18 protein-coding genes are annotated in these 21,122 nt (G+C 49.1%); 16 read left to right on the top strand and 2 right to left on the bottom strand.

What is annotated here, in order from left to right; all coding sequences use genetic code 11:
- Nucleotides 1-179 precede the first annotated feature (179 nt).
- From rbfA to ACLTOH_RS09510, 5 genes are all read left to right on the top strand, one after another.
- Nucleotides 180-602 carry a 30S ribosome-binding factor RbfA gene (rbfA, locus tag ACLTOH_RS09530; protein ID WP_022313419.1) on the top strand — a complete coding sequence of 141 codons (423 nt, stop codon included), beginning with the start codon at nt 180-182 and terminating at the stop codon, nt 600-602.
- Entirely contained in the window at nt 602-1,558 is a 957-nt protein-coding gene (locus tag ACLTOH_RS09525; protein WP_022313418.1) for a DHH family phosphoesterase, read from the top strand. The genes rbfA and ACLTOH_RS09525 overlap by 1 nt, the downstream gene beginning before the upstream one ends.
- Entirely contained in the window at nt 1,558-2,472 is a 915-nt protein-coding gene (gene truB, locus ACLTOH_RS09520) for a tRNA pseudouridine(55) synthase TruB (protein WP_022313417.1), read from the top strand. The genes ACLTOH_RS09525 and truB overlap by 1 nt, the downstream gene beginning before the upstream one ends.
- Nucleotides 2,473-2,474: 2 nt before the next feature.
- Complete coding sequence (locus ACLTOH_RS09515) at nt 2,475-3,386, top strand: bifunctional riboflavin kinase/FAD synthetase (RefSeq protein WP_022313416.1); 912 nt, start codon at nt 2,475-2,477, stop codon at nt 3,384-3,386.
- Between the two features lie 198 nt (nt 3,387-3,584).
- A complete protein-coding gene (locus ACLTOH_RS09510) occupies nt 3,585-5,237 on the top strand; it encodes a Na/Pi cotransporter family protein (protein ID WP_117569054.1) in 1,653 nt (550 codons plus the stop codon).
- 576 nt (nt 5,238-5,813) lie between these two features.
- On the opposite strand, the gene uxaC is transcribed toward ACLTOH_RS09510, so the two are convergent.
- Nucleotides 5,814-7,226 (bottom strand): glucuronate isomerase, encoded by a 1,413-nt coding sequence (gene uxaC, locus ACLTOH_RS09505; RefSeq protein WP_227064827.1) that lies wholly within the window; start codon nt 7,224-7,226, stop codon nt 5,814-5,816.
- Nucleotides 7,227-7,357: 131 nt separating this feature from the next.
- Nucleotides 7,358-8,365: a LacI family DNA-binding transcriptional regulator gene (locus ACLTOH_RS09500; RefSeq protein ID WP_227064826.1), complete on the bottom strand. Its 1,008-nt coding sequence runs from the start codon at nt 8,363-8,365 to the stop codon at nt 7,358-7,360.
- 413 nt (nt 8,366-8,778) lie between these two features.
- Between ACLTOH_RS09500 and ACLTOH_RS09495 the strand changes: the two genes are divergently transcribed.
- From ACLTOH_RS09495 to sfsA, 11 genes are all read left to right on the top strand, one after another.
- Nucleotides 8,779-10,239: a tagaturonate reductase gene (locus tag ACLTOH_RS09495; protein WP_118505705.1), complete on the top strand. Its 1,461-nt coding sequence runs from the start codon at nt 8,779-8,781 to the stop codon at nt 10,237-10,239.
- Nucleotides 10,224-11,717: an altronate dehydratase family protein gene (locus ACLTOH_RS09490; RefSeq protein WP_337418705.1), complete on the top strand. Its 1,494-nt coding sequence runs from the start codon at nt 10,224-10,226 to the stop codon at nt 11,715-11,717. Before ACLTOH_RS09495 ends, ACLTOH_RS09490 begins: the two co-directional genes overlap by 16 nt.
- A 75-nt stretch (nt 11,718-11,792) precedes the next feature.
- The gene (locus tag ACLTOH_RS09485) at nt 11,793-12,272 is read left to right on the top strand and encodes a hypothetical protein (protein ID WP_337415332.1); all 480 of its coding nucleotides are present in this window, start codon (nt 11,793-11,795) and stop codon (nt 12,270-12,272) included.
- Between the two features lie 20 nt (nt 12,273-12,292).
- Nucleotides 12,293-13,849 carry a glycoside hydrolase family 28 protein gene (locus ACLTOH_RS09480; protein ID WP_337415333.1) on the top strand — a complete coding sequence of 519 codons (1,557 nt, stop codon included), beginning with the start codon at nt 12,293-12,295 and terminating at the stop codon, nt 13,847-13,849.
- Nucleotides 13,850-14,107: 258 nt separating this feature from the next.
- Nucleotides 14,108-14,944, top strand: a complete 837-nt coding sequence (locus tag ACLTOH_RS09475) for a sugar phosphate isomerase/epimerase family protein (RefSeq protein WP_227064803.1) — start codon at nt 14,108-14,110, stop codon at nt 14,942-14,944.
- 56 nt (nt 14,945-15,000) lie between these two features.
- A complete protein-coding gene (locus tag ACLTOH_RS09470) occupies nt 15,001-15,762 on the top strand; it encodes a ThiF family adenylyltransferase (RefSeq protein ID WP_022311769.1) in 762 nt (253 codons plus the stop codon).
- A 73-nt stretch (nt 15,763-15,835) separates the two neighbouring features.
- A complete protein-coding gene (locus ACLTOH_RS09465) occupies nt 15,836-17,599 on the top strand; it encodes a methyl-accepting chemotaxis protein (protein WP_022311768.1) in 1,764 nt (587 codons plus the stop codon).
- 86 nt (nt 17,600-17,685) lie between these two features.
- Nucleotides 17,686-18,246 carry an RNA polymerase sigma factor gene (locus ACLTOH_RS09460; protein WP_022311767.1) on the top strand — a complete coding sequence of 187 codons (561 nt, stop codon included), beginning with the start codon at nt 17,686-17,688 and terminating at the stop codon, nt 18,244-18,246.
- Nucleotides 18,247-18,279: 33 nt separating this feature from the next.
- Entirely contained in the window at nt 18,280-18,945 is a 666-nt protein-coding gene (locus tag ACLTOH_RS09455) for a hypothetical protein (protein WP_412224005.1), read from the top strand.
- A gap of 4 nt (nt 18,946-18,949) precedes the next feature.
- Complete coding sequence (locus ACLTOH_RS09450) at nt 18,950-20,299, top strand: MATE family efflux transporter (protein ID WP_412224004.1); 1,350 nt, start codon at nt 18,950-18,952, stop codon at nt 20,297-20,299.
- Between the two features lie 122 nt (nt 20,300-20,421).
- A partial coding sequence (gene sfsA, locus ACLTOH_RS09445) for a DNA/RNA nuclease SfsA (RefSeq protein ID WP_412224002.1) occupies nt 20,422-21,122 on the top strand: 701 nt, incomplete at its 3' end.

Below are 21,122 nucleotides of genomic sequence, written 5' to 3'. Positions count from 1 at the left end.
CGCTCACCCACGCTTGCGCTCTGCAAAAAACGTAGCGGACACTAAGAATCTTGCGGCGCTTTGCTTGCAACATTCAAGTGCCGACGTTTTTCAACGGGGTTACGCGAAACGCATTCTGCTCGCGGATGTTTGTCAGGCTGCCTACGATATTGGCAGGAAAGAAATAAGAAGGAATAAGAATGAGAAAGAATAGTGTGAAAAATACCCGTGTGAACGGGGAAGTGCAGCGCGTTCTGGCAGAGATCATCCGGGGCGGTCTCAAGGACCCCCGGATCAGTCCCTGGACCAGTGTGGTCGCTGTGGAAGTGGCACCGGATCTGAAGAGCTGTAAGGCATGGATCAGCGTGCTGGGAGACGAGGAAGTCAGAAAGTCTACCCTGCAGGGACTGAAGAGCGCCGAAGGCTTTATCCGCAGAGAACTGGCTCGTACCATCAATCTGCGTAATACTCCGGATATCACTTTTGTGATGGATCAGTCCATTGAATACGGTGTCAATATGTCCCACAAGATCGATGAGGTCATTGCAGCGGATGAACAGGCACAGAAGCCGGAAAATGAAGTGGTGGAAGATACGGAAGAAACAGAGGAAGGTGACGAGTAATGGATTTGCGTGAAGAATGTCTGGGTGCGAAAAAGATCGGCATCAGCGGACATATTCGTCCGGATGGAGACTGTGTGGGTGTATGTCTTTCCTTACAGATGTATCTGCGTAAACTCCTTCCCGAAGCGGAAGTTACCGTATATCTGCAGAAGCCGTCCGAAGAGTTTTCCTATCTGAAAGGATACGATGAGATTCAGACCGAATGTCCCGTGCAGGAGCCTTTTGATGTGTATTTTGCGCTGGATTGCAGTGGGGATCGTCTGGGAGATGCGGAGACGTATTTCCAGAATGCGAAAAAGAAGATCAACATTGATCATCACATCAGCAATTCCGGTTGCGGTGATGTGAATCTGGTCCGTCCGGAAGTGGGAAGTGCCTGTGAGGTGCTGTATCACATTATGGATGCGGAACTTATTGACAAGGATATTGCGGAAGCGCTGTATACCGGCATCATCCATGATACCGGTGTATTCCAGTATTCCAATACGACATCAGAGACGCTGCAGGCAGCAGCGTTTCTGATCTCCTTCGGATTCAATTTCCCGAAGCTGATCGAGGAAAGCTTTTATCAGAAGACCTATCTGCAGACCCAGATCATGGGCAGAGCTCTGATGGAGAGCATTCGTTTCATGGACGGACGCTGCATCGTGAGCATGGTGGACCGCAAGACCATGGAATTCTACAATGCGGTACCGGGAGATCTGGACGGCATTGTGAACCAGTTGCGCAATATCAAGGGCGTGGACTGTGCGATTTTCATGTATGAGACCAACGTACTGGAGTACAAGGTCAGCATGCGTTCCAATGAGAAAGTAGATGTGGCGAAGGTGGCATCTTTCTTCGGAGGCGGCGGACATGTACGTGCCGCAGGCTGCACTATGAAGGGAACCTTCCATGATTGTGTCAACAATTTGTCACTGCACATCGACAAACAACTGCGGGGAGAACAGGGTTAATGGACGGCATCATCAATGTATATAAGGAAGCGGGCTTTACCTCCCATGATGTGGTAGCCAAGCTTCGCGGGATCTGCCGGCAGAAAAAGATAGGGCACACAGGTACACTGGATCCACAGGCTACCGGTGTGCTTCCTGTATGTCTGGGGAATGCTACCAGAGCATGTGAAATGCTGACGGACAGGACCAAGGAATATGTGGCAGAACTTCTGCTGGGACAGATCACAGATACCCAGGATATCACGGGAACCGTTCTGGAAGAGCGGGAAGTGGCGGTGAGTGAAGCACAGGTACGTGAAGTGATCGCCGGTTTTGTCGGCGGCTATGACCAGATCCCACCCATGTATTCTGCACTGAAGGTCAATGGGAAAAAGCTCTATGAGCTGGCCAGAGCGGGCAAAGAAGTGGAACGGCAGGCAAGACATGTGGATCTGCCGGCGATTGAGATTCTGGAAATAAAGTTTCCCGTGGTAAAATTCCGCGTGGAATGTTCCAAGGGAACCTATATCCGCAGTCTCTGTGCCGATATTGGGGAAAAACTACGCTGCGGCGGCACCATGCAGAGCCTCGTTCGCACCAGAGTCGGGGAATTCCGGCTGGCAGATGCCCTGACACTTGCACAGCTGCAGGAACTTCGGGACACGGAGAGGCTGGAGGAAGCACTGCTTCCCACAGACCGTATTTTTTCGGATTTTCCCATGTTGCATGTGGAGGAAAAGTGGCGGAAACTGATCGATAACGGGAATGCTTTTTATCCGGGACAGACTGTGGAACAGACCACACATCCGGCAGGAGAGTGGGTGCGCATCTACAGAGAGGATGACAGCTTCGTGGGCATTTATGCGTATGATGAAACGAAGGAATGGTACAAGCCCGTGAAGGTCTTCCCAAGTAATACAGAAAGCAGGAAATAGACTTGGAAATCATTGCAGGAACAACAGACTTTTATCTGGAAAAAGATACAGCAGTAGCCATCGGTAAATTCGACGGAGTCCATCTGGGCCACAGGAGACTTTTGGAAGAGATTCTTGGCCGAAAAAAATACGGGCTGGCGGCGTGCGTGTTCACCTTTGACCCTACACCGGCAGTGCTGTTCGGCCTGTCTGACGGTAAAGAACTGACTACCAGAGAGGAAAAAAGACGCCTGTTTGAACGTCTGGGAATCGACACTCTGATCGAGTTTCCTCTTACGAAGGAGACTGCAGCCACAGAGCCAGAGTGTTTTGCAACAGAGATTCTGGCCAAACAGATGAATACCCGGTTTGTGGCGGCAGGCGAGGATCTGTCTTTTGGCAAGAACGGCGCAGGAAATGCCGAACTTCTGGAGAGAATGGCGCCGCATCTGGGCTTTTGCGTCCAGACCATAGAGAAGATCGAAGTGAACGGCATCGAAGTCAGTTCCACTTACATCCGTAAGCTGGTGGAAGAGGGCCGGATGGAAGAGGCCGAAGAGATGCTGGGAATGCCTTATACGCTGGTGGGAGCAGTGGAGCATGGCAATCATATCGGACATACCCTGGGATTTCCAACGGTGAATCTGCTGCCTCCCGCAGGCAAACTTCTGCCGCCCAACGGAGTTTACTATGCGGCGGTGCGCCATAATGGAAAGGTCTATAAGGCCATCAGCAATGTGGGAACCAAACCCACGGTTTCTTCTGAAAAAGTGATGGGGGTGGAATCTTATCTGTATGATTTTGACCAGGACATCTACGGGCAGGAGATCGAGGTGGCTTTGAAAAGATTTCGGCGCCCGGAACGCAGATTTGGATCGCTGGAAGAACTTAAGGAGCAGCTGGACCGGGATATTGCGGATGGTCGAAATGCGTAGGAAAAACAGCTGTTTTACGCAAACACGGTAGAAATTGCGTAAAGTTTTGTAAAGAAAAGTAAAAGAAAAGTAAAATTTACATTGCAAGTTTTTATTCTATCTCGTAAAATATATTTTGGATTGTTTATATAAGAATAAATTTGAAAATTATTGTTTTGGTTTTTCGGAAGAGAATCAAGAGAGATTGAGGGATTAAAAATGAGCTTTGGAACAATATTGACAATGGCAGGAGGTCTGGGACTGTTTCTATTCGGAATGGAGTTGATGAGTGATTCCATTGAGAAGGTAGCAGGTGCCAGACTTCGTCGTATTCTGGAAATCTTTACCACGAACCGTTTCATGGGTATGATCGTCGGTATTATTTTTACCGGTATCATCCAGTCCTCTTCGGCATGTACGGTTATGGTCGTCAGCTTCGTTAACTCTGGTCTGATGAATCTGTATCAGGCGGCGGGCGTTATCCTCGGTGCAAACATCGGTACTACCATTACTTCACAGCTGGTATCTTTTAATTTATCCAAAATAGCACCGCTGATCCTGCTGGTGGGTGTGGTCGTGATGATGTTTACGAAGAAGGAAAAGGTCCGTAAGGTGGCGGAAGTGGTCGTTGGTTTCGGTATCCTGTTCGTAGGCCTGAGCACCATGTCCCAGGCTATGGCGAACATGAAGAATGAACCACAGGTGGTCAATCTGCTGATGTCTCTGAAGAACCCGTTCTTAGCCACATTGATGGGATTTGCTCTGACAGCCATTATCCAGAGTTCGTCCGTAACGGTCAGCATTGTGTTGTTGCTGGCTAATCAGGATCTGCTGCCGTTACCTATTACGCTGTACATTATCCTGGGATGTAATATCGGTGCCTGCGCTACCGCAATGTTAGCTTCCATGACCGGTAAAAAGGACGCAAAGAGAGCAGCACTGATACATCTGCTGTTCAATATTATCGGTACGGTTATTATCTACATTGCCCTGTTTGTGGCAGGAGACCAGATCGTGGAATTGATCAAGTCCATTTCCGCAGATAACGGTCGATTCGTAGCAAATGCACATACGCTGATCAAGATTGCACAGGTAATTATGCTGTTCCCGTTCACCGGATGGCTGGTCAAGATGACTTACCTGATCGTACCAGGCGAGGATCAGAAGGTTGGTTACAGAGAGAGCTATCAGTTAAAATACATCGGCGACAAAGTGGTGTTCAACCCCGCCACTGCAGTGGTAGAAGTTATCAAGGAGCTGGAGCGTATGGCTTCTCTGGCAGAGGAGAACTTAAACCGTGCCATGAATGCCCTGATCACGTTGGATGAAGAGGACATCGAGGAGGTCTACGAGGTAGAGAAAAATATCAACTTCCTGAATCATGCCATCACGGATTATCTGGTGAAGATCAACCAGACCACGCTGCCCATCGAAGACTTGAACAGTCTGGGTGCCCTGTTCCATGTGGTGAACGATATCGAGCGTATCGGTGACCATGCGGAGAACGTGGCGGATGCTGCCAGACAGCGTAAGGAAGAAGGCGTTTCCATCAGTAAGGAAGCCCAGAAGGAACTGGGAGATATGTTGGAAATGGTCAACAAGATCATCCGTTATGCTGTAGAAATGTTCGCCAAGAGCGATGAATCCCATATGCAGGAGATCGTTACTCTGGAGGATCAGGTAGACGAGAAGGAACGCGAACTGCAGAAGAAACATGTAGAGCGTCTGACCAAGGGAGAGTGTTCTCCCGAAGCCGGCATGATCTTCTCCGATATCGTATCCGGACTGGAGAGAGTAGCAGACCATGCCACCAATATCGCTTTTGCCATTACCACAGAAGAGGATGCCGAAGACGGCGATATCAAACGGTAATTAACTGGAAAGTTAGTAAAGAAATGCTATCAAATCCCCGTAGCCCTTGGCAAGGTATAAGAAACGCGGCACGCTCGTACTTTAGTACGATGCGCTCCTGTCGCAGAGCGTAGCGGTACATAAGCGGTCACAATACGACCGCAATGCGTCCCTTGGGACGCTATGGTACCGACGTCTGCTTACGGCACTGCTTATTCTTATACCCAGCCGGGGCTACTGGTTTTTTTGAAAGCTTTCCAAAACGCAGAACTCCCGGCGTATGCGGTGCCATGTCGAAGATGTTTGTCGGAGGATGTTGATATTTTCTAGAAAAGTGCTGAAAGGCAGGGGGAAAGCGGACACGATGTCCGCGTCAGCCGATTGTCGACATGGATGTCGACTGTAGGCGGCCCCGTCATGACGAGAACTACTCATCACTTTTCGTAGAAAATTCACATCCGGAGACCTTACATCGAGACATGTGTATCGCATGCTCCGGGAGTTCGTGGATTTTGCCAATGTATTTAACTAACTTTCTATTTACATAAAAACCCCCGGCCAAATAACCAGCCGGGGGATTGCACTATTCTTATAATTTTATGCCAGAGGGAACTTGAAATATCTCTTAGCGTTGTTGTAGGAGATATCGGTTACGATCTCGGACAGAGTATCGTAATCTGCAGGGAATTCACCACTCTCTACCCAGTTACCGATCAGGTTGCACAGGATACGACGGAAGTACTCGTGTCGGGTGTAGGACAGGAAGCTTCTGGAATCGGTCAGCATTCCAACGAATCCGGACAGGTTGCCCAGGTTAGCCAGGGAGATCATCTGATCCTGCATACCGGTCTTGTGATCGTTGAACCACCAAGCGGAACCCTGCTGGATCTTGGCAACAGCGGTGGAATCCTGAAAGCATCCGAGGATGGTACCGATGGCTTGGTTGTCGTTGGGGTTCAGGCTGTAGATGACAGTTCTGGGCAGCTCGTCGGTTACGATCAGAGCGTTCAGGAAGTCAGCCATCTGTGCGGAAGGAGCGTAGTTGTTGATGCAGTCGTAACCGGTATCGGGACCCAGCTTCTCGAACATCAGAGTATTGTTGTCGCGCTTACAACCGTAATGCAGCTGCATAGCCCAGTCAAGCTTGTGATATTCCTTGCCTACGAACAGCATGAATGCGGTCTTGAACTTCAGTTCCTCTTCCTTGGTCAGAACCATTTTGTTCAGTCTCTTTAAGAAGATCTCTTCCAGCTCATCGTCGGAAGCGGGATAGTACATTACATACTCCAGAGCATGGTCAGATACGTTACAACCCATGGATGCGAAGAATGCCATACGGTTCTTCAGAGCTTCCTTTAAGCTTGCGAAGGAGTTGATCTCGGTCATGCCTGCAGCAGCAGCCAGCTTCTCCAGATAATCCAGATAATCGGGCTTCTCGATGTTCATAGCTTTGTCAGGTCTCCATGCGGGCAGAACCTTTACATCGAAAGTATCATCTGCAGCCAGCTTCTTGTGCCACTCCAGAGAATCAATAGGATCATCGGTGGTGCAGATCAGGGTAACATTGCTCTGCTTGATCAGATTACGAACGCTCATGGAAGGCTGCTGCAGTTTTTCGTTGCACAGGTTCCATACTTCGTCAGCGGTGTTTTTGTTCAGAACGCCATTGTAACCGAAGTATCTCTGTAGTTCCAGATGGCTCCAGTGGAACAGGGGGTTGCCGATAGCCTTGCCCAGGCACTCAGCCCATTTGCAGAACTTCTCGTAATCGGAAGCGTCACCGGTGATGTACTTTTCGTCCACACCGCAAGAACGCATGAAACGCCACTTGTAGTGATCGCCGCCCAGCCATACCTGAGTGATGTTGTCGAACTGACGATCCTCAGCAATCTCCTTGGGATTGATATGGCAATGGTAGTCCAGAATCGGTGTTTTTTCTGCGTAGTCGTGGAACAGCTTTTTGGCGGTCTCGGTCTCTAACAGAAAGTCCTTGTCCATAAATGCTTTCATTTTAAAAATCCTCCATGTTCATATGAGTCAGATCCGGTAGGGATCCGGCGACTATAGTGATAAATATAGAAAAGGGGTGATTTGCAGCTCCCCCGTGCTGTCATAAACAAATGCCTATATGTGCCCACAAGCTACTTTGTGGTACCGCGTTTTACCAGTTCACCGGAGAATACAGTCTTCTTCGGCATCTCGCTTCCGCCCAGAACGCCCATCAGCGTTGTGATCAGATGCTGGCAGAGTGTTTCCAGCTTATTGTCGATACTGGTCAGCTCCGGATCGCAGCAGTTCACCAGCATGGAATTATTATAACCGATGATAGCCAGATCCTCCGGAATCCGCAGCTTCATTTCACGGGCGTATTTCAGAGCACCCAGTGCCAGAGAATCGTCAGCAGCAATGACACCGTGGAAGGTGATTCCCTTTGCATGCAGCTTCAGCAGCTGGTCTGCCATAGCGGGAATATCTTCATGAGATCCCTGATAGAGCTGCAGGAAGCTTCCGTTGGTCAGAAGTCCTTTTTCCTCCATGGCGGCACGGTAACCGGCCAGCTTTTTCTTACCACTGTAAGAAGTGGAGTTGTAGAAGTACAGGATGTCTTCCACTCCGGAACGGATCATTTCCATGGTGGCATCATACATGGAAGTAAAATCATCCGATACGATGCTGTAAACATTGGGAGCGTCCATGGCTGCATTCAACAGCATCACAGGCACCTGTCCGGCAGCGTCGAGGATGTATTTGTTGTCATCTTCCTTCTCGTAGATAAAGTTGGAACCTACTAATATAATGCCGTCCACTTTTTTCGTGATCAGAAGGTTCATGGAACTTGCTTTGGTATCCAGATCATAACCGGTACAGCACAGGATGCTGTCGTAACCGTTGGCCCGAAGCTTCTGCTCAATATAGTAGATCGCTTTGGCAAGGTACGGATCCGAACTGTCGGCACACATGATACCGATGGTCTTCATGGTGTTGAGACCTAATCCCCTGGCGAATGCGTTGGGAGTGTACTCGTACTGGTTGATCACATCCAGCACTTTTTTCTTGGTTTTCTCGCTTACATTGTTGCTTCCGTTGAGTACGCGGGAAACAGTAGCAATAGAGACACCGGCCTTTTCAGAAATATCGTAAATTGTCATCTGTGGCTTCCTCTCTGCTTCTATGTAACAGTGTGTAAAAAGATATGTAAGAAAAATGTAAGTAGTTACATAAAAAAGCTATATCTGAATTATAACGAAAGACTTCTCTTTTTTCAAGATACTTTTTCAACTTCTCATATGCCAAAAATTTATCAAAGCGAAATATTGCTGATAAAATCGGTAGTTTCACGAAAATAAAACTTTCTTTTTTTGGTGATTGACGAAACCATTTTTTTGAAGTAAAATGAATCATGAAAGTACTTACATAAACTTCCTACAATTCAGACCAAAGACAATGCCCCGGGCGGTGTAACAGATTCGTTCGTAAGGCGTGCCGGGGAAAGTAAGTGCAGGTAATAGAGTGCCGTAAGACGGTGCAGATAGGATACGCTAAGCGTAGAATGGAGGACAAAATGGATATCTTAAACAAGGCAAAGACCGGTAAAAAGGAAAGACCTATCAAGGTGGTACAGTTCGGCGAGGGTAATTTCTTACGTGGATTCGTAGATTACATGATCGACATCGCTAACGAGCAGGGCAAGTTCGATGGAGACATCGTTCTGATCAAACCCATCGAGTTCGGTAACCTGGATATGTTCCACAAGCAGGACTGCCAGTATACTGTATCCCTTCGCGGTAATGTGAACGGTGAAGCCAAGATTATTAATAGAATCGTAACCAGTGTTGCAGATGCTGTAGACACTTATAATGAATATGACAAGTACATGGGACTTGCCGAGATCGATACCTTACGTTTCGTAGTATCCAACACCACCGAGGCAGGTATCGTATATGATGATACCGATAAGTTTGAATTAGAGCCTCCCAAGACTTTCCCCGGCAAGCTGACCAAGTTCTTATATCACAGATTCGAGACCTTCAAGGGTGATATGAGCAAGGGCCTAGTAATGCTTCCCGTAGAGCTGATCGATGACAACGGTATTATGCTGAAGAAGTGCGTAATGCAGCTGATCGAGCTGTGGGGACTGGGCGATGAGTTCAAAAAGTGGGTAGATGAGGCATGTGTATTCACCTCTACTCTGGTAGACCGTATCATTACCGGTTATCCCCGTGCTACCGAGAAGGAAGAATGGGAGAAGCTGGGTTACGAAGACCACATCATGGTAACCGGTGAGCCGTTTGCTCTGTGGGTTATCGAATCCGCTAAGGACATCAGCAAGGAATTCCCTCTTCCCGATGCAGGACTTCCTGTTATCTTCACTGACAATCAGAAGCCTTATAAGCAGAGAAAGGTTCGTATCCTGAACGGTGCGCATACCTCTTTCGTACTGGCTTCTTACCTGTGCGGCAACGACATCGTAAGACAGTCCATGCATGATGACGATATCCGTAACTTCATGCTGAAGACCATTTATGACGAAGTAATCCCTACCCTGTCTCTGCCTGAGGAGGAACTGAAGCAGTTTGCAGGTGAGGTTGTAAACCGTTTCGACAATCCTTATGTAGATCATGCACTGCTTGCTATCTCCCTGAACTCCGTATCCAAGTGGAGAGCAAGATGTATGCCCAGCCTGTTAGGTTATGTTGAGAAGACCGGTAAGCTTCCCGCTCATCTGACCTTCTCCATCGCAGCACTGATGGCATTCTACCATGGCACCGAGATCCGCGATAAGGCTCTGATCGGTCATAGAGACGGTCAGGAATACAACATCATGGATGACAAAGCAGTTCTGGAGTTCTTCGCAGCAAATTGTGAGAAGGACACCAAGACTTTCGTAACTTCCTTCCTTGGTAATGAAGACTTCTTCGGCCAGGATCTGAACAAGGTTCCCGGACTGACCGATGCAGTTGTAGCATACCTGGATGATATTAAGGCAAATGGCATGAGGGCAGCATTATGCAAGATTTCTTAAAAATTAATGACAATGATAATGTAGTCGTAGCATTAAATACGATTCCTGCCGGTGAGAAGATCACAGTCTCTGTAGGTGACGGTCAGAAGACCGTTACCGCCAGAGAGGAGATCCCCGCAGGACATAAGATGGCTATTTTTGATATTCCCGAAGGCGGCGAGGTCATCAAATACGGTTACCGTATCGGTAATGCCAAGGAGAACATCGCAGAGGGCAGCTGGATCCATACTCATAATGTAAAGACCGCTCTGGGCGATCTGCTGGAGTACACCTACAACCCCACTCCGGTAGAGGAGAAGAAGACGGAAGATGTGACTTTTATGGGCTTCAACCGTCCGGACGGCAAAGTAGGTGTTCGTAACGAGATCTGGGTCATCCCCACCGTTGGCTGTGTCAACAACGTGGCAACCGCCATTGCAAAGCAGGCCAATGCATTCGTTAAGGGCAGTGTGGAAGAGGTTATCGCATTCCCTCATCCCTATGGTTGTTCCCAGATGGGTGATGACCAGGAGCATACCCGTAAGATTCTGGCAGACCTGATTAATCATCCCAATGCAGGTGGTGTTCTGGTACTGGGACTGGGCTGTGAGAACAGCAACATTGATGTATTAAAGCCTTACATTGGCGATTATGATGAGAACCGTGTGAAATTCCTGGTATGTCAGGAGCACGAGGATGAAATCGCAGATTCCGTAGAGGTGATCAAGGGCCTGATTGATTATGCTTCCAAGTTCGAGAGAGAGCCCATCAGCGTAAGCAAGCTGGTCATCGGTATGAAGTGCGGCGGCAGTGACGGACTGTCCGGTATTACCGCCAACCCTCTGGTAGGACGTTTCTCCGACCTGCTGATCTCTAAGGGCGGTACCACCATCCTGACCGAGGTTCCCGAGATGTTCGGTGCAGAGACCATTCTGATGAACCGTTGTGCCAACGAGGAACTGTTCCATCAGACCGTAGATCTGATCAATGACTTCAAGAATTATTTCAAGAGTCACAATCAGACTATTTACGAGAATCCTTCTCCGGGCAACAAAAAGGGTGGTATCTCCACTCTGGAGGACAAGTCTCTGGGATGTACCCAGAAGTCCGGAAGTGCCCTGGTCAGGGGTGTATTGCAGTATGGTGATACGGTGAAGACTCCGGGACTGAACCTTTTGTCCGCACCGGGCAACGATCTGGTAGCAGCTACCGCACTGGCAGCCGCAGGAGCACATATCGTACTGTTTACCACAGGACGTGGAACTCCTTTCGCATCTCCGGTTCCTACCATGAAGATCGCTACCAACTCCCGTCTGGCAGGCAAAAAGTCCAACTGGATCGATTTCAATGCCGGCGTACTGGTAGAGGATAAGACCATGGAAGAGGAGACTAAGGCTTTGTTTGATCTGGTAGTGGAGACCGCTTCCGGCAGGCAGGTATGCAGCGAGGCAGCAGGCTTCCATGATATGGCTATTTTCAAGCAGGGTGTAACTCTGTAAAAGATCATACACAAAACGGCGTTCTTTTGTTACAATAAACGTGCAGGAGAACGCCTTTGTTATATAGGAGGAACTATGACAATTCAGGAAATCAAGGCACTTCCCCGTACGGAGGAAGGCATTTTCGACCTGGCAGCCGTGCAGCAGAGTGCAGGTCTGGGCAACATTTATCAGGCGGCGGATCTGGTGTATCCCGTCTATGCGGCCTATGAGACCACGGAGAATAAAAAAGAAGGCTATCCGGATATCATGGCACAGATGCGTGTGCTGAAAAAGCATGCAGAAAGTGAATTCAGTGCTGAAAACGGTGCAGCTTATACCGCAGTCATGCTTCATACCGTAGAGCAGATCAGCCCGGAGATCTACGAGAATTACAGAGAGCTTCTGGACAATTTCCGCAGTGCGGTAAAGCGTATGCTGGAGCAGTATTATGATGCAAAGGAAAATAGGTTTGCCATGGATGCCACATCGGAAAAGGTATTCTGCGATGCCGTACAGAAGGCATGTGCGGAGCATTTATTGTTAGCGGAAAAATATCAGGAGTGCATTAGGTAGAGAACGAGAGGAAACAGCGCATGGAAATCAGACATATTATGCATACTGCCCGCAGTGCGACCATAGAGATCGCAGACGGCGGCAGATATTTTACAAAACAGCCCGTGGAGCTGCGGGTAAACGGTGAGCCGTCACTGACCACAGAGAAGACTATAACTTCCCTGTTTAGCCTTAAGCCGGATCAGAAATATGTGGTGGAAGCTTATGTGAACGGAGAAAAGCAGGGCGAAGTATCTTTCAAGACGGATTATGAGTACGTGACTCTGGATGTGACCAGATTCGGTGCCAAGGGTGACGGGGAACATGACGATACCCACTTTATTCAGGCTGCCATCATGGCATGTCCGGTGAACAGCAGAGTGTATTTCCCGGCGGGAATCTACCGCATAACCAGCCTGTTCTTAAAGAGCCATATCCGGATCGAGCTGGCAGAGGGTGCGGAGCTGAAGGCCTTTACCGACAGAGAGAAATTCCCTACGTTCCCCGGAATGCTGCAGAGCTATGATGAGACCGACGAGTACAATCTGGGCACCTGGGAGGGCAATCCTTTACCTATGTTCTCCGGCATTATCTGTGGTATCGGTGCAGAGGATGTGGTGATCTATGGGCAGGGTAAGATCAACGGCAATGCTTCCAAAGAAAACTGGTGGAAGGATCCGAAGGTTATGAATATTGCATTCCGTCCCAGACTGTTTTTCATCAGCGGATGTAAAAATGTGACTTTGCAGGGTGTGACCTTCTGCAATTCCCCTTCCTGGACCCTGCATCCCTATTTCAGCAATGACCTGAAATTCATCGGTGTCACCGTGCAGAATCCCAGCGATTCCCCCAACACCGACGGACTGGATCCGGAATCCTGCAAAAATGTGGAGATCCTGGGTGTGCGTTTTTCCCTGGGAGATGACTGTATTGCAGTCAAGAGCGGTAAGATCTACATGGGCAAAAAGCATAAGACTCCTTCCGAGAATATCCATATCCGTCAGTGCCTTATGGAGAACGGCCACGGTGCCGTAACTCTGGGAAGTGAAATGGCAGGCGGCGTGGTAAATCTGACGGTGGAAGACTGTGTTTTCCGTCATACAGACAGAGGTCTGCGTATCAAGACCCGTCGCGGCAGAGGAAAAGATGCAATTCTCAGCAATATCATTTTCCGAAATCTGACGCTGGACCATGTGATGACACCGCTGGTGGTCAACTGCTTCTATTTCTGTGATCCCGACGGCAAGACCACTTATGTCCAGTCCAGAGATGTTTACCCTGTGGATGACAGAACACCGCAGGTGAAAAAGATGGTATTTGAAAACATGGAATGTACGAACTGCCATGTGGCAGCTGCGTTCTTCGACGGACTTCCCGAGCAGAAGATCGAGGAAATCTACATGAAGGACATTTCCATCAGCTACGCTGAAGATGCCAAGTGTGATGTCCCAGCCATGTCTGACGGCGTGGAGAAGAGCAGCAAGCGCGGAATGTTTGCCAGAAATGTAGCAAAACTGACACTGGACAATGTGAAGATTGAAGGACAGGTCGGAGAAGCTTACGAACTGGAAGGTGTGGATGAACTGATCAGACGTTGATATAATGAGCGCAAGAGAGCCAGAGGGAGCTTGCTCACTCTCGGCGAACGGCGAAGTGATTGAGTGATGAAATCACGAAATAATGAGCGCAAGAGAGCCAGAGGGAGCTTGCTCACTCTCGGCGAACGGCGAAGCTGATCATGATAGCTGCGAAGCAGGATGTAGAGTGCGATAGCACGGAATTCGTGAGCTCACGCTATAATAGAGATAAGCAGAAGAGAATACGGCCCAGGAGCCGTGTTCGGAATGGAGGAAAATATGCAGTTAGGAATCCGTTTACATGATACGAAAAAGCTTCCTTTTGAGGAGCGTATTGCCAATGTACATGAGCTGGGCTTTGCCTGCGGACATCTGGCTCCGGGCAAGGTGATCAGCGAGTTTCCCACCACGGATGAGGCGCTGACCCCGGGACTTGCCATGTACATGAAAAATGTATTCGCAAAAAATCAGGTGGATGTTGCGGTATTAGGATGCTATTTGAACCTGGCAAACCCCAACCCGGAGCAGCTTGCGAAAATTACCCACCGTTATATGGCACATATCCGTTTTGCTTCCTGGCTGGGCTGCGGTGTCGTGGGAACTGAGACCGGTGCTCCCAACGAGACCTATACCGCGGTACCGGAATGCCACGGAGAAGAAGCATTACAGACCTTTATCACCAACTTACGCCCGGTAGTAAAATACGCGGAGCAGATGGGCGTTGTCATGGCCATCGAACCGGTATGGAAGCATATTGTCTATAATCCTGCCAGAGCGAGAAGAGTGCTGGATGAGATCAATTCTCCCAACCTTCAGATCATCCTGGATCCGGTGAACCTGTTGGATTACTGCAATTACAAGGATCAGGTGGCTATCGTGGATGAAGCAATCGATCTGCTGGGTGAAGATGTGGCTATGGTACATCTGAAAGACTTTATTCCCGAGGACGGGAAGCTTCGTTCTGTAGGCTGCGGTCTGGGACAGATGGATTATACTTCTGTACTGAAGTTTATGAAGGAGCGCAAGCCCTTTATCCATGCCACTCTGGAGGACACCATACCGGAAAATAACGTGCAGGTGAAAAATTTTATTCAGGGACTCTATGACAATCTGTAAAGATGTGGTATACTCTTTCGAGAGTATTCCCAGTAGATTGGTAGGAACAGTGAATTATGTTAAATGAATTTTCCAGAACAGAATTATTGATCGGCAAGGAAGCCATGCAGCGCCTGTACGGCGCAAGAGTTGCTGTCTTCGGCATCGGCGGTGTCGGCGGTTATGTGGTGGAGGCTCTGGCCCGCAGTGGTGTAGGAGCCTTTGATCTGATCGATGACGATAAGGTCTGTCTGACGAATATTAACCGTCAGATCATCGCTACCAGGAAGACCATCGGCAAATACAAGGTAGATGTCATGGAGGAACGTGTACACTCCATCAACCCGGAGGCACAGGTTACAGTACACAAATGTTTTTATCTCCCGGAGACGGCAGACCAGTTTGATTTTACCCAGTATGATTACGTGGTGGATGCGGTGGATACCGTGACTGCCAAGCTGGAGATCATCATGCGGGCGAAGGAGGCGGGAGTTCCCGTTATCAGCTGTATGGGAGCCGGCAACAAATTAGACCCCACGCAGTTCCATGTGGCGGATATCTACAAGACTACCATGTGCCCTTTGGCGAAGGTCATGCGCAGAGAACTCAAAAAGCGCGGTGTGAAGAAGCTGAAGGTGGTGTATTCTACGGAAAGCCCGGTGAAGCCGCTGGAAAATATGGAAAACAGCTGCAAGACAGGCTGTGTCTGCCCTCCGGGTACCACTCATAAATGCACGGACAGAAGAGCCATCCCCGGCAGTATTTCATTTGTACCGTCTGTAGCGGGCTTGATTCTCGCAGGCGAAGTGATCAAGGATCTGATTGCAGAAAAAGAATAGCTTTTTTATTAACTGTGCGGTATAATTCTATTATGCATGAACCGTTAAAGGTACAAAGGAGGTTGCTTTATTTATGACAGAAGAGGTAAGCAAAGAACAGATCAAAGGGGAAAATGGGACAGGTATTGATGAAGCTAAGCGCCTGAAGGAGAAAAAGGGAGCTAACATGGTAGTCAAGATTCTGGCGATCGTACTGGTACCGCTTATAGCGATCGCAGTCATTGCCATCCTGGCATTGAATTCCGCAGGGGACAGAATTTCCGACGCGATGATGAAGCATGAGCTGGCAGCGACGGAATATGCACTGGAAATGAGCCTGAACAATTCCGCTCCCGGAGACTTTTCATACGAGAACGGAGCACTTTATAAAGGGGAACTGAATCTTACGGACAATAAACAGGTACTCGATGCTTTGAAACAGAATGCCGGTGTGGATGTGGCACTGTTCTGGGGCAGTGATCTGGCTGTGACCAATCTGACCGGAGGTACCATCACTCTGAGTGAAAAAGTGGCTTCCAAGGTACTGGGTGGAGAAAGCTATTTTTCCAATTCCCTGAAGCTGGGGGATACCGGATGCTATGCATATCTGGCACCTTTGAAGAATACCGACGGCACGGTTGTGGGTATTCTGGCTGCCTGTATGCCGGTAAGGGAAGTGAATGCGCTTTACAAAGGGATTGTAACAGGAAGAGCAATAGCGATTCTGATCCTTGTGGCAGCATTCTGTGTCTCCACCTTTATTGTAGTAGGCATGATCTCCAAAGCACTACTGGGTGTAGTAGGTAATCTGGATCAGATCGCAGAGGGTAAATTGAACTTCAAGGTTCCCGATAAGCTGTTAAACCGCAGTGATGAAGTAGGTAAGAGCGCACGGGCTGTATACTCTGTAGTGAACGGCTTTTCCGGAATTATCAGGGATATTCACAATTCCATGCTGGATATGAATGAGTTTACGGGAACGTTCACCAGCAATTTTGACAGCATCGGACAGTCCATTTCTTCTGTAAATACAGCTGTGAATGAGATTGCCCAGGGAGCTACCACACAGGCGGCGGATACCCAGAAAGTCAGCGAAAGCATGAACGAGATGAGCAATGCACTGGGCCGTACGGCAGACAGTGTTAATGCTTTGAGCAGCAGTGCTGCCAACATGAAGGAGAGCAATGCTACCGTGGACAGCACCCTGAAGGAACTGTTGGAGATCAGCTCGCATACACAGCAGTCGGTGGATCAGGTGCAGGAGCAGACCAATATCACCAACGAGTCCGCACAGGCGATTCAGGCAGCTACCGATATCATCGCAGGTATTGCGAACCAGACCAACCTGCTGTCATTAAATGCCAGTATTGAGGCAGCGAGAGCCGGTGAGATGGGCAGAGGCTTTGCAGTCGTAGCGGAAGAGATCCGTGGTCTGGCAGACCAGTCCAGGGAATCCGCAGACAAGATCCGCAGCATCGTGGAGAACCTGATCAGCAATTCCAACCAGAGCGTTCAGATCATGAACGGTGTGGTAGGTGAGATCCATCAGCAGAACGAGAAGCTGGGTACCACGCTGAATGTCTTCAGCACCCTGAACCAGGAGGTTCAGAAGGTAGTCGGTGAGATCAATGTGATCTCCGGCGAGCTGGATCATATTGAGAATTATAAGACGGATGTGGTGGAGAAGATCGACGGACTTACCGAGATCTCCCAGAACAATGCGGCAAGCACCGAAGAGACCGCAGCTACCATGGATCAGCTGGCGGAGATCGTGGAGGATTGCCGACAGGCTACCACACAGCTGAATGAAATTGCGGGTTCACTGAATGCAAATGCGAAGAAATTCCAGCTCGGATAAGATGGAACGGAGCAAATGGAGAAATGAAGAGGGGCACTGTTACAGAAAAAACTGTGGCAGTGCCCTTTTTGGAAAGGAGACAGCCAATGGAGGATACCGCAATATTGGAACTGTATTGGGCGAGGGACGAACAGGCCATCGCAGAGACACAAAAGAGCTACGGAAAATACTGCTATAGTATTGCTTATCATATCCTGCATGACAGAGAAGATACCGAAGAATGTCTGAATGATACCTGGATGCGGGCTTGGAATGCGATTCCACCGAAAAAACCGAATCGTCTGGAGCTGTTTCTGGGAACTATTACCCGGAACTTGTCGTTTGATAGATGGAAGGCGAAAAATGCACAGAAACGTGGGAATGGTATTATGGATACGACACTGGATGAACTGGCAGAGTGCATTCCGGCGGCGCATAACACAGAAGAAGCCGTGGAAGCGGCGGAACTGGAGCGGAGCATCAATGCGTTCCTGCATACACTTTCGGAACAGGAGTGCAATGTATTCCTACGCAGATACTGGTTCGTAGAGGAATATGCGGAGATCGCCGGGCGTTATGGAATGAATCTGAATACGGTGAAGACATCGCTGTTCCGGACCAGAAAAAAACTGCAAAAATATCTGGAACAACAGGGAATCGTCTTATAGACGGAGAAAGAGACGAAAGCGGTGATGAAGGATATGAGCGATTGTAATAAGAACAATAATCAAGATGTGAATTTAAAAGAAGAAAAACTGTTCCGGGCGATGTCCGGAGTGGATGAGGATCTGTTGCTTCGAAGCGGACAGATCAGAAATTCGGGAAGGGTACATAAGTTCCCGATGCGCTATGTGACCCGCATTGCGGCAGCCTGCCTGTGTTTCGTGGTAGCGGGAGTATTGTATATGACAATGAGCAGTACTAAAATGGCAGACAGTACCGGCAATGCGGATACGGCAGCACCACAGATGGCCTACGGTATCACTGAGGATCAGGAGATCCAGGAAGAGGCGGTGGATGCTGCCCGGTCGGGGGATACAGCAGGAGCAGAGAACGAGATCCAGTCGGCTGCGGCAATGGCGGAAGCGGAGGCTGCTATGCCGGAGGGTGAGGCTGCGGAGGATAGTGCCAATATGGCTGAAATGACAGACTCTGCTTCGACAGACAGCGGACAGCAGGCAGCATCCGGGAACAGTGCGGATGGGCAGAAACAGAACAGCCTGGAGAGCGCAAAACAGGAAAGCGCACCATCCGTCAGCGGCAATGAAGCAGTGCAGGACAGTACAGAGGCGGCCTCAGAAGAGGATGGAATTCTTAAAAAGAAGGAAAGACAATTACCGAAGAAAATGACAGTGAAAGGACAATAAAGCAATGAGTACGATAGAGAAACATGACATGACCCGGGGGAAGATATTGCTTCCCTTAGTATCCTTCACAATTCCATTGGTACTGGGTAATCTGTTTCAGCTGACCTACAACGCTGCGGACTCCGTGATCGTAGGAAAATATGTGGGAGAGCAGGCACTGGCAGCAGTGGGAACTTCCACACCGATTATGAATATAGCGATCCTGTTGATCAGCGGGATGTGCATGGGAGCCAGTGTGTTGATGAGCTCCCAGTACGGAGCGAAGGATTATGATACTCTGTCGAAGCAGATCAGCACCACCATGCTGGCAGGTTGTGGATTCTCTGTGGTATTTTCATTGCTCATGCTGCTGCTTGCGACACCGGTGCTTCGGCTGATCCGGGTGCCGGAGACTGCGATTCCGGAAGCCGCGGTATATCTTCGGATCATTTTCCTGGGACTGATATTTACATTTATCTATAATTTCCTGGCGAACACCATGCGGGCGCTGGGAGACAGTAAGACACCGTTGTATTTTCTAGTAACCAGTGCTTTTTTAAACATTTTCGGAGATCTGTTCTTCGTGGTGGTATTACGATGGGGCGTGGCGGGAAGTGCCATTGCCACAGTGTGCAGCGAGGGTCTGTGCTGCCTGCTGTGCGGCATTTATATCAAGAAAAAGATTCCACTGTTATGCCTTGGGAAAAAGTGGTGGGTATTCGATAAGAGCCTGCTGGGTAAGACAGTCAGCTACGGCAGTACCAGTGCCATGCAGCAGGTATGTCTGCAGCTGGGAAAACTGATCATACAGTCTGTGGTCAATACGCAGGGTGTTGCGGTCATGGCGGCATTTACCGCGGTGAACCGAGTGGATGATTTTGCCTATACACCACAGCAGAATATCGGACATGCCATGACGACTTTTCTGGCACAGAACAAGGGTGCAGGGCATAAGGAGCGGATGAAGAAGGGATTCCAGACAGGTCTTTTGATCGAACTGGTCTATTCCGTCGGATTGTTCTGTGTAATCTGGGGACTGGCTCCGCAGATCATGACATTGTTCGCCGAGGACGGGGATGCACAGGTGGTATCTCTGGGCATCAGTTATCTGCATCTGATCTCCTGGATGTATATTCTGCCGGGATTGACCAATGGTGTGCAGGGATTCTTCCGTGGTATTGGTGATCTGAAAGTGACATTGTACAGCACATTTATGAATATGTTCGGCAGAGTTGTGGCAGTATTTGTAATGATCCGCCTGTTACAGATGGAATTTGCCAGCCTGGCCTGGGCCAATATGGTCGGATGGATCGTGATGCTGTTGTTCGAGGTGCCGCTGCTAGTGAAGTCTATGCGGAACGGCGAGTGCGGATAGAATGAGCATGTGGCGGACGGTCGCGGGAGACCTCGGAAAATGCCGCAGAGTCTTGGCAATTGGGGGCGTAAAGCAGTGTCGAAAGTCGGGGAGCGGATAGAGTTAAGGATAGGAAATTTTACATGAAGTATGGAAAGATCGTAGAGGGAAAATTCATTGACCGTCCCAACCGGTTTATTGCCCATGTGGAGATTGCAGGGAAAGCGGAGACGGTGCATGTGAAAAATACCGGAAGATGCAGGGAACTTTTGCTCCCCGGGGCAGCGGTGCGTCTGGAACAGTCGGATAATCCGGCAAGAAAGACATTGTATGACCTGGTGGCTGTTTATAAAGACAGGATCGGTTGGATCAACATTGACAGTCAGGCATCGAATAAGGTCGTGAAGGAATGGCTGGAGGCGCAGGACTATGATGTGATCAGACCGGAGTATACCTATGGAAATTCCCGCATTGATTTCTATCTGGAAAAAGGGGAGCACAAAATATTCATGGAAGTGAAAGGCTGTACTCTGGAGATCAACGGCATCGGCTATTTTCCCGATGCACCCACGGAGCGTGGGGTGAAGCATCTGCGGGAACTGGCCGCAGCGAGACAGGAAGGATATGAATGTGTGGTTGCCTTTGTGATTCAGATGGAAGGAGTGACGGAAGTACGTCCTTATGTGGAAATGCAGCCGGAATTTGGTACCGCTCTGGCGGAAGCCGAGGCCGCTGGGGTGAAGGTGTTGTTTTTGCCATGCAGGGTGGGTAGAGACTGGCTGAAGATAGATGGAAAGTTAGTAAAGAAATGCTATCAAATCCCCGTAGCCCTTGGCAAGGTATA

Source organism: Waltera sp. (assembly GCF_046969025.1).
Taxonomy (GTDB): Bacteria; Bacillota; Clostridia; order Lachnospirales; family Lachnospiraceae; genus Acetatifactor; species Acetatifactor acetigignens.
The sequence above is the reverse complement of the archived record's forward strand: the minus strand, read 5'-3'. Positions and strand labels throughout refer to the sequence as shown.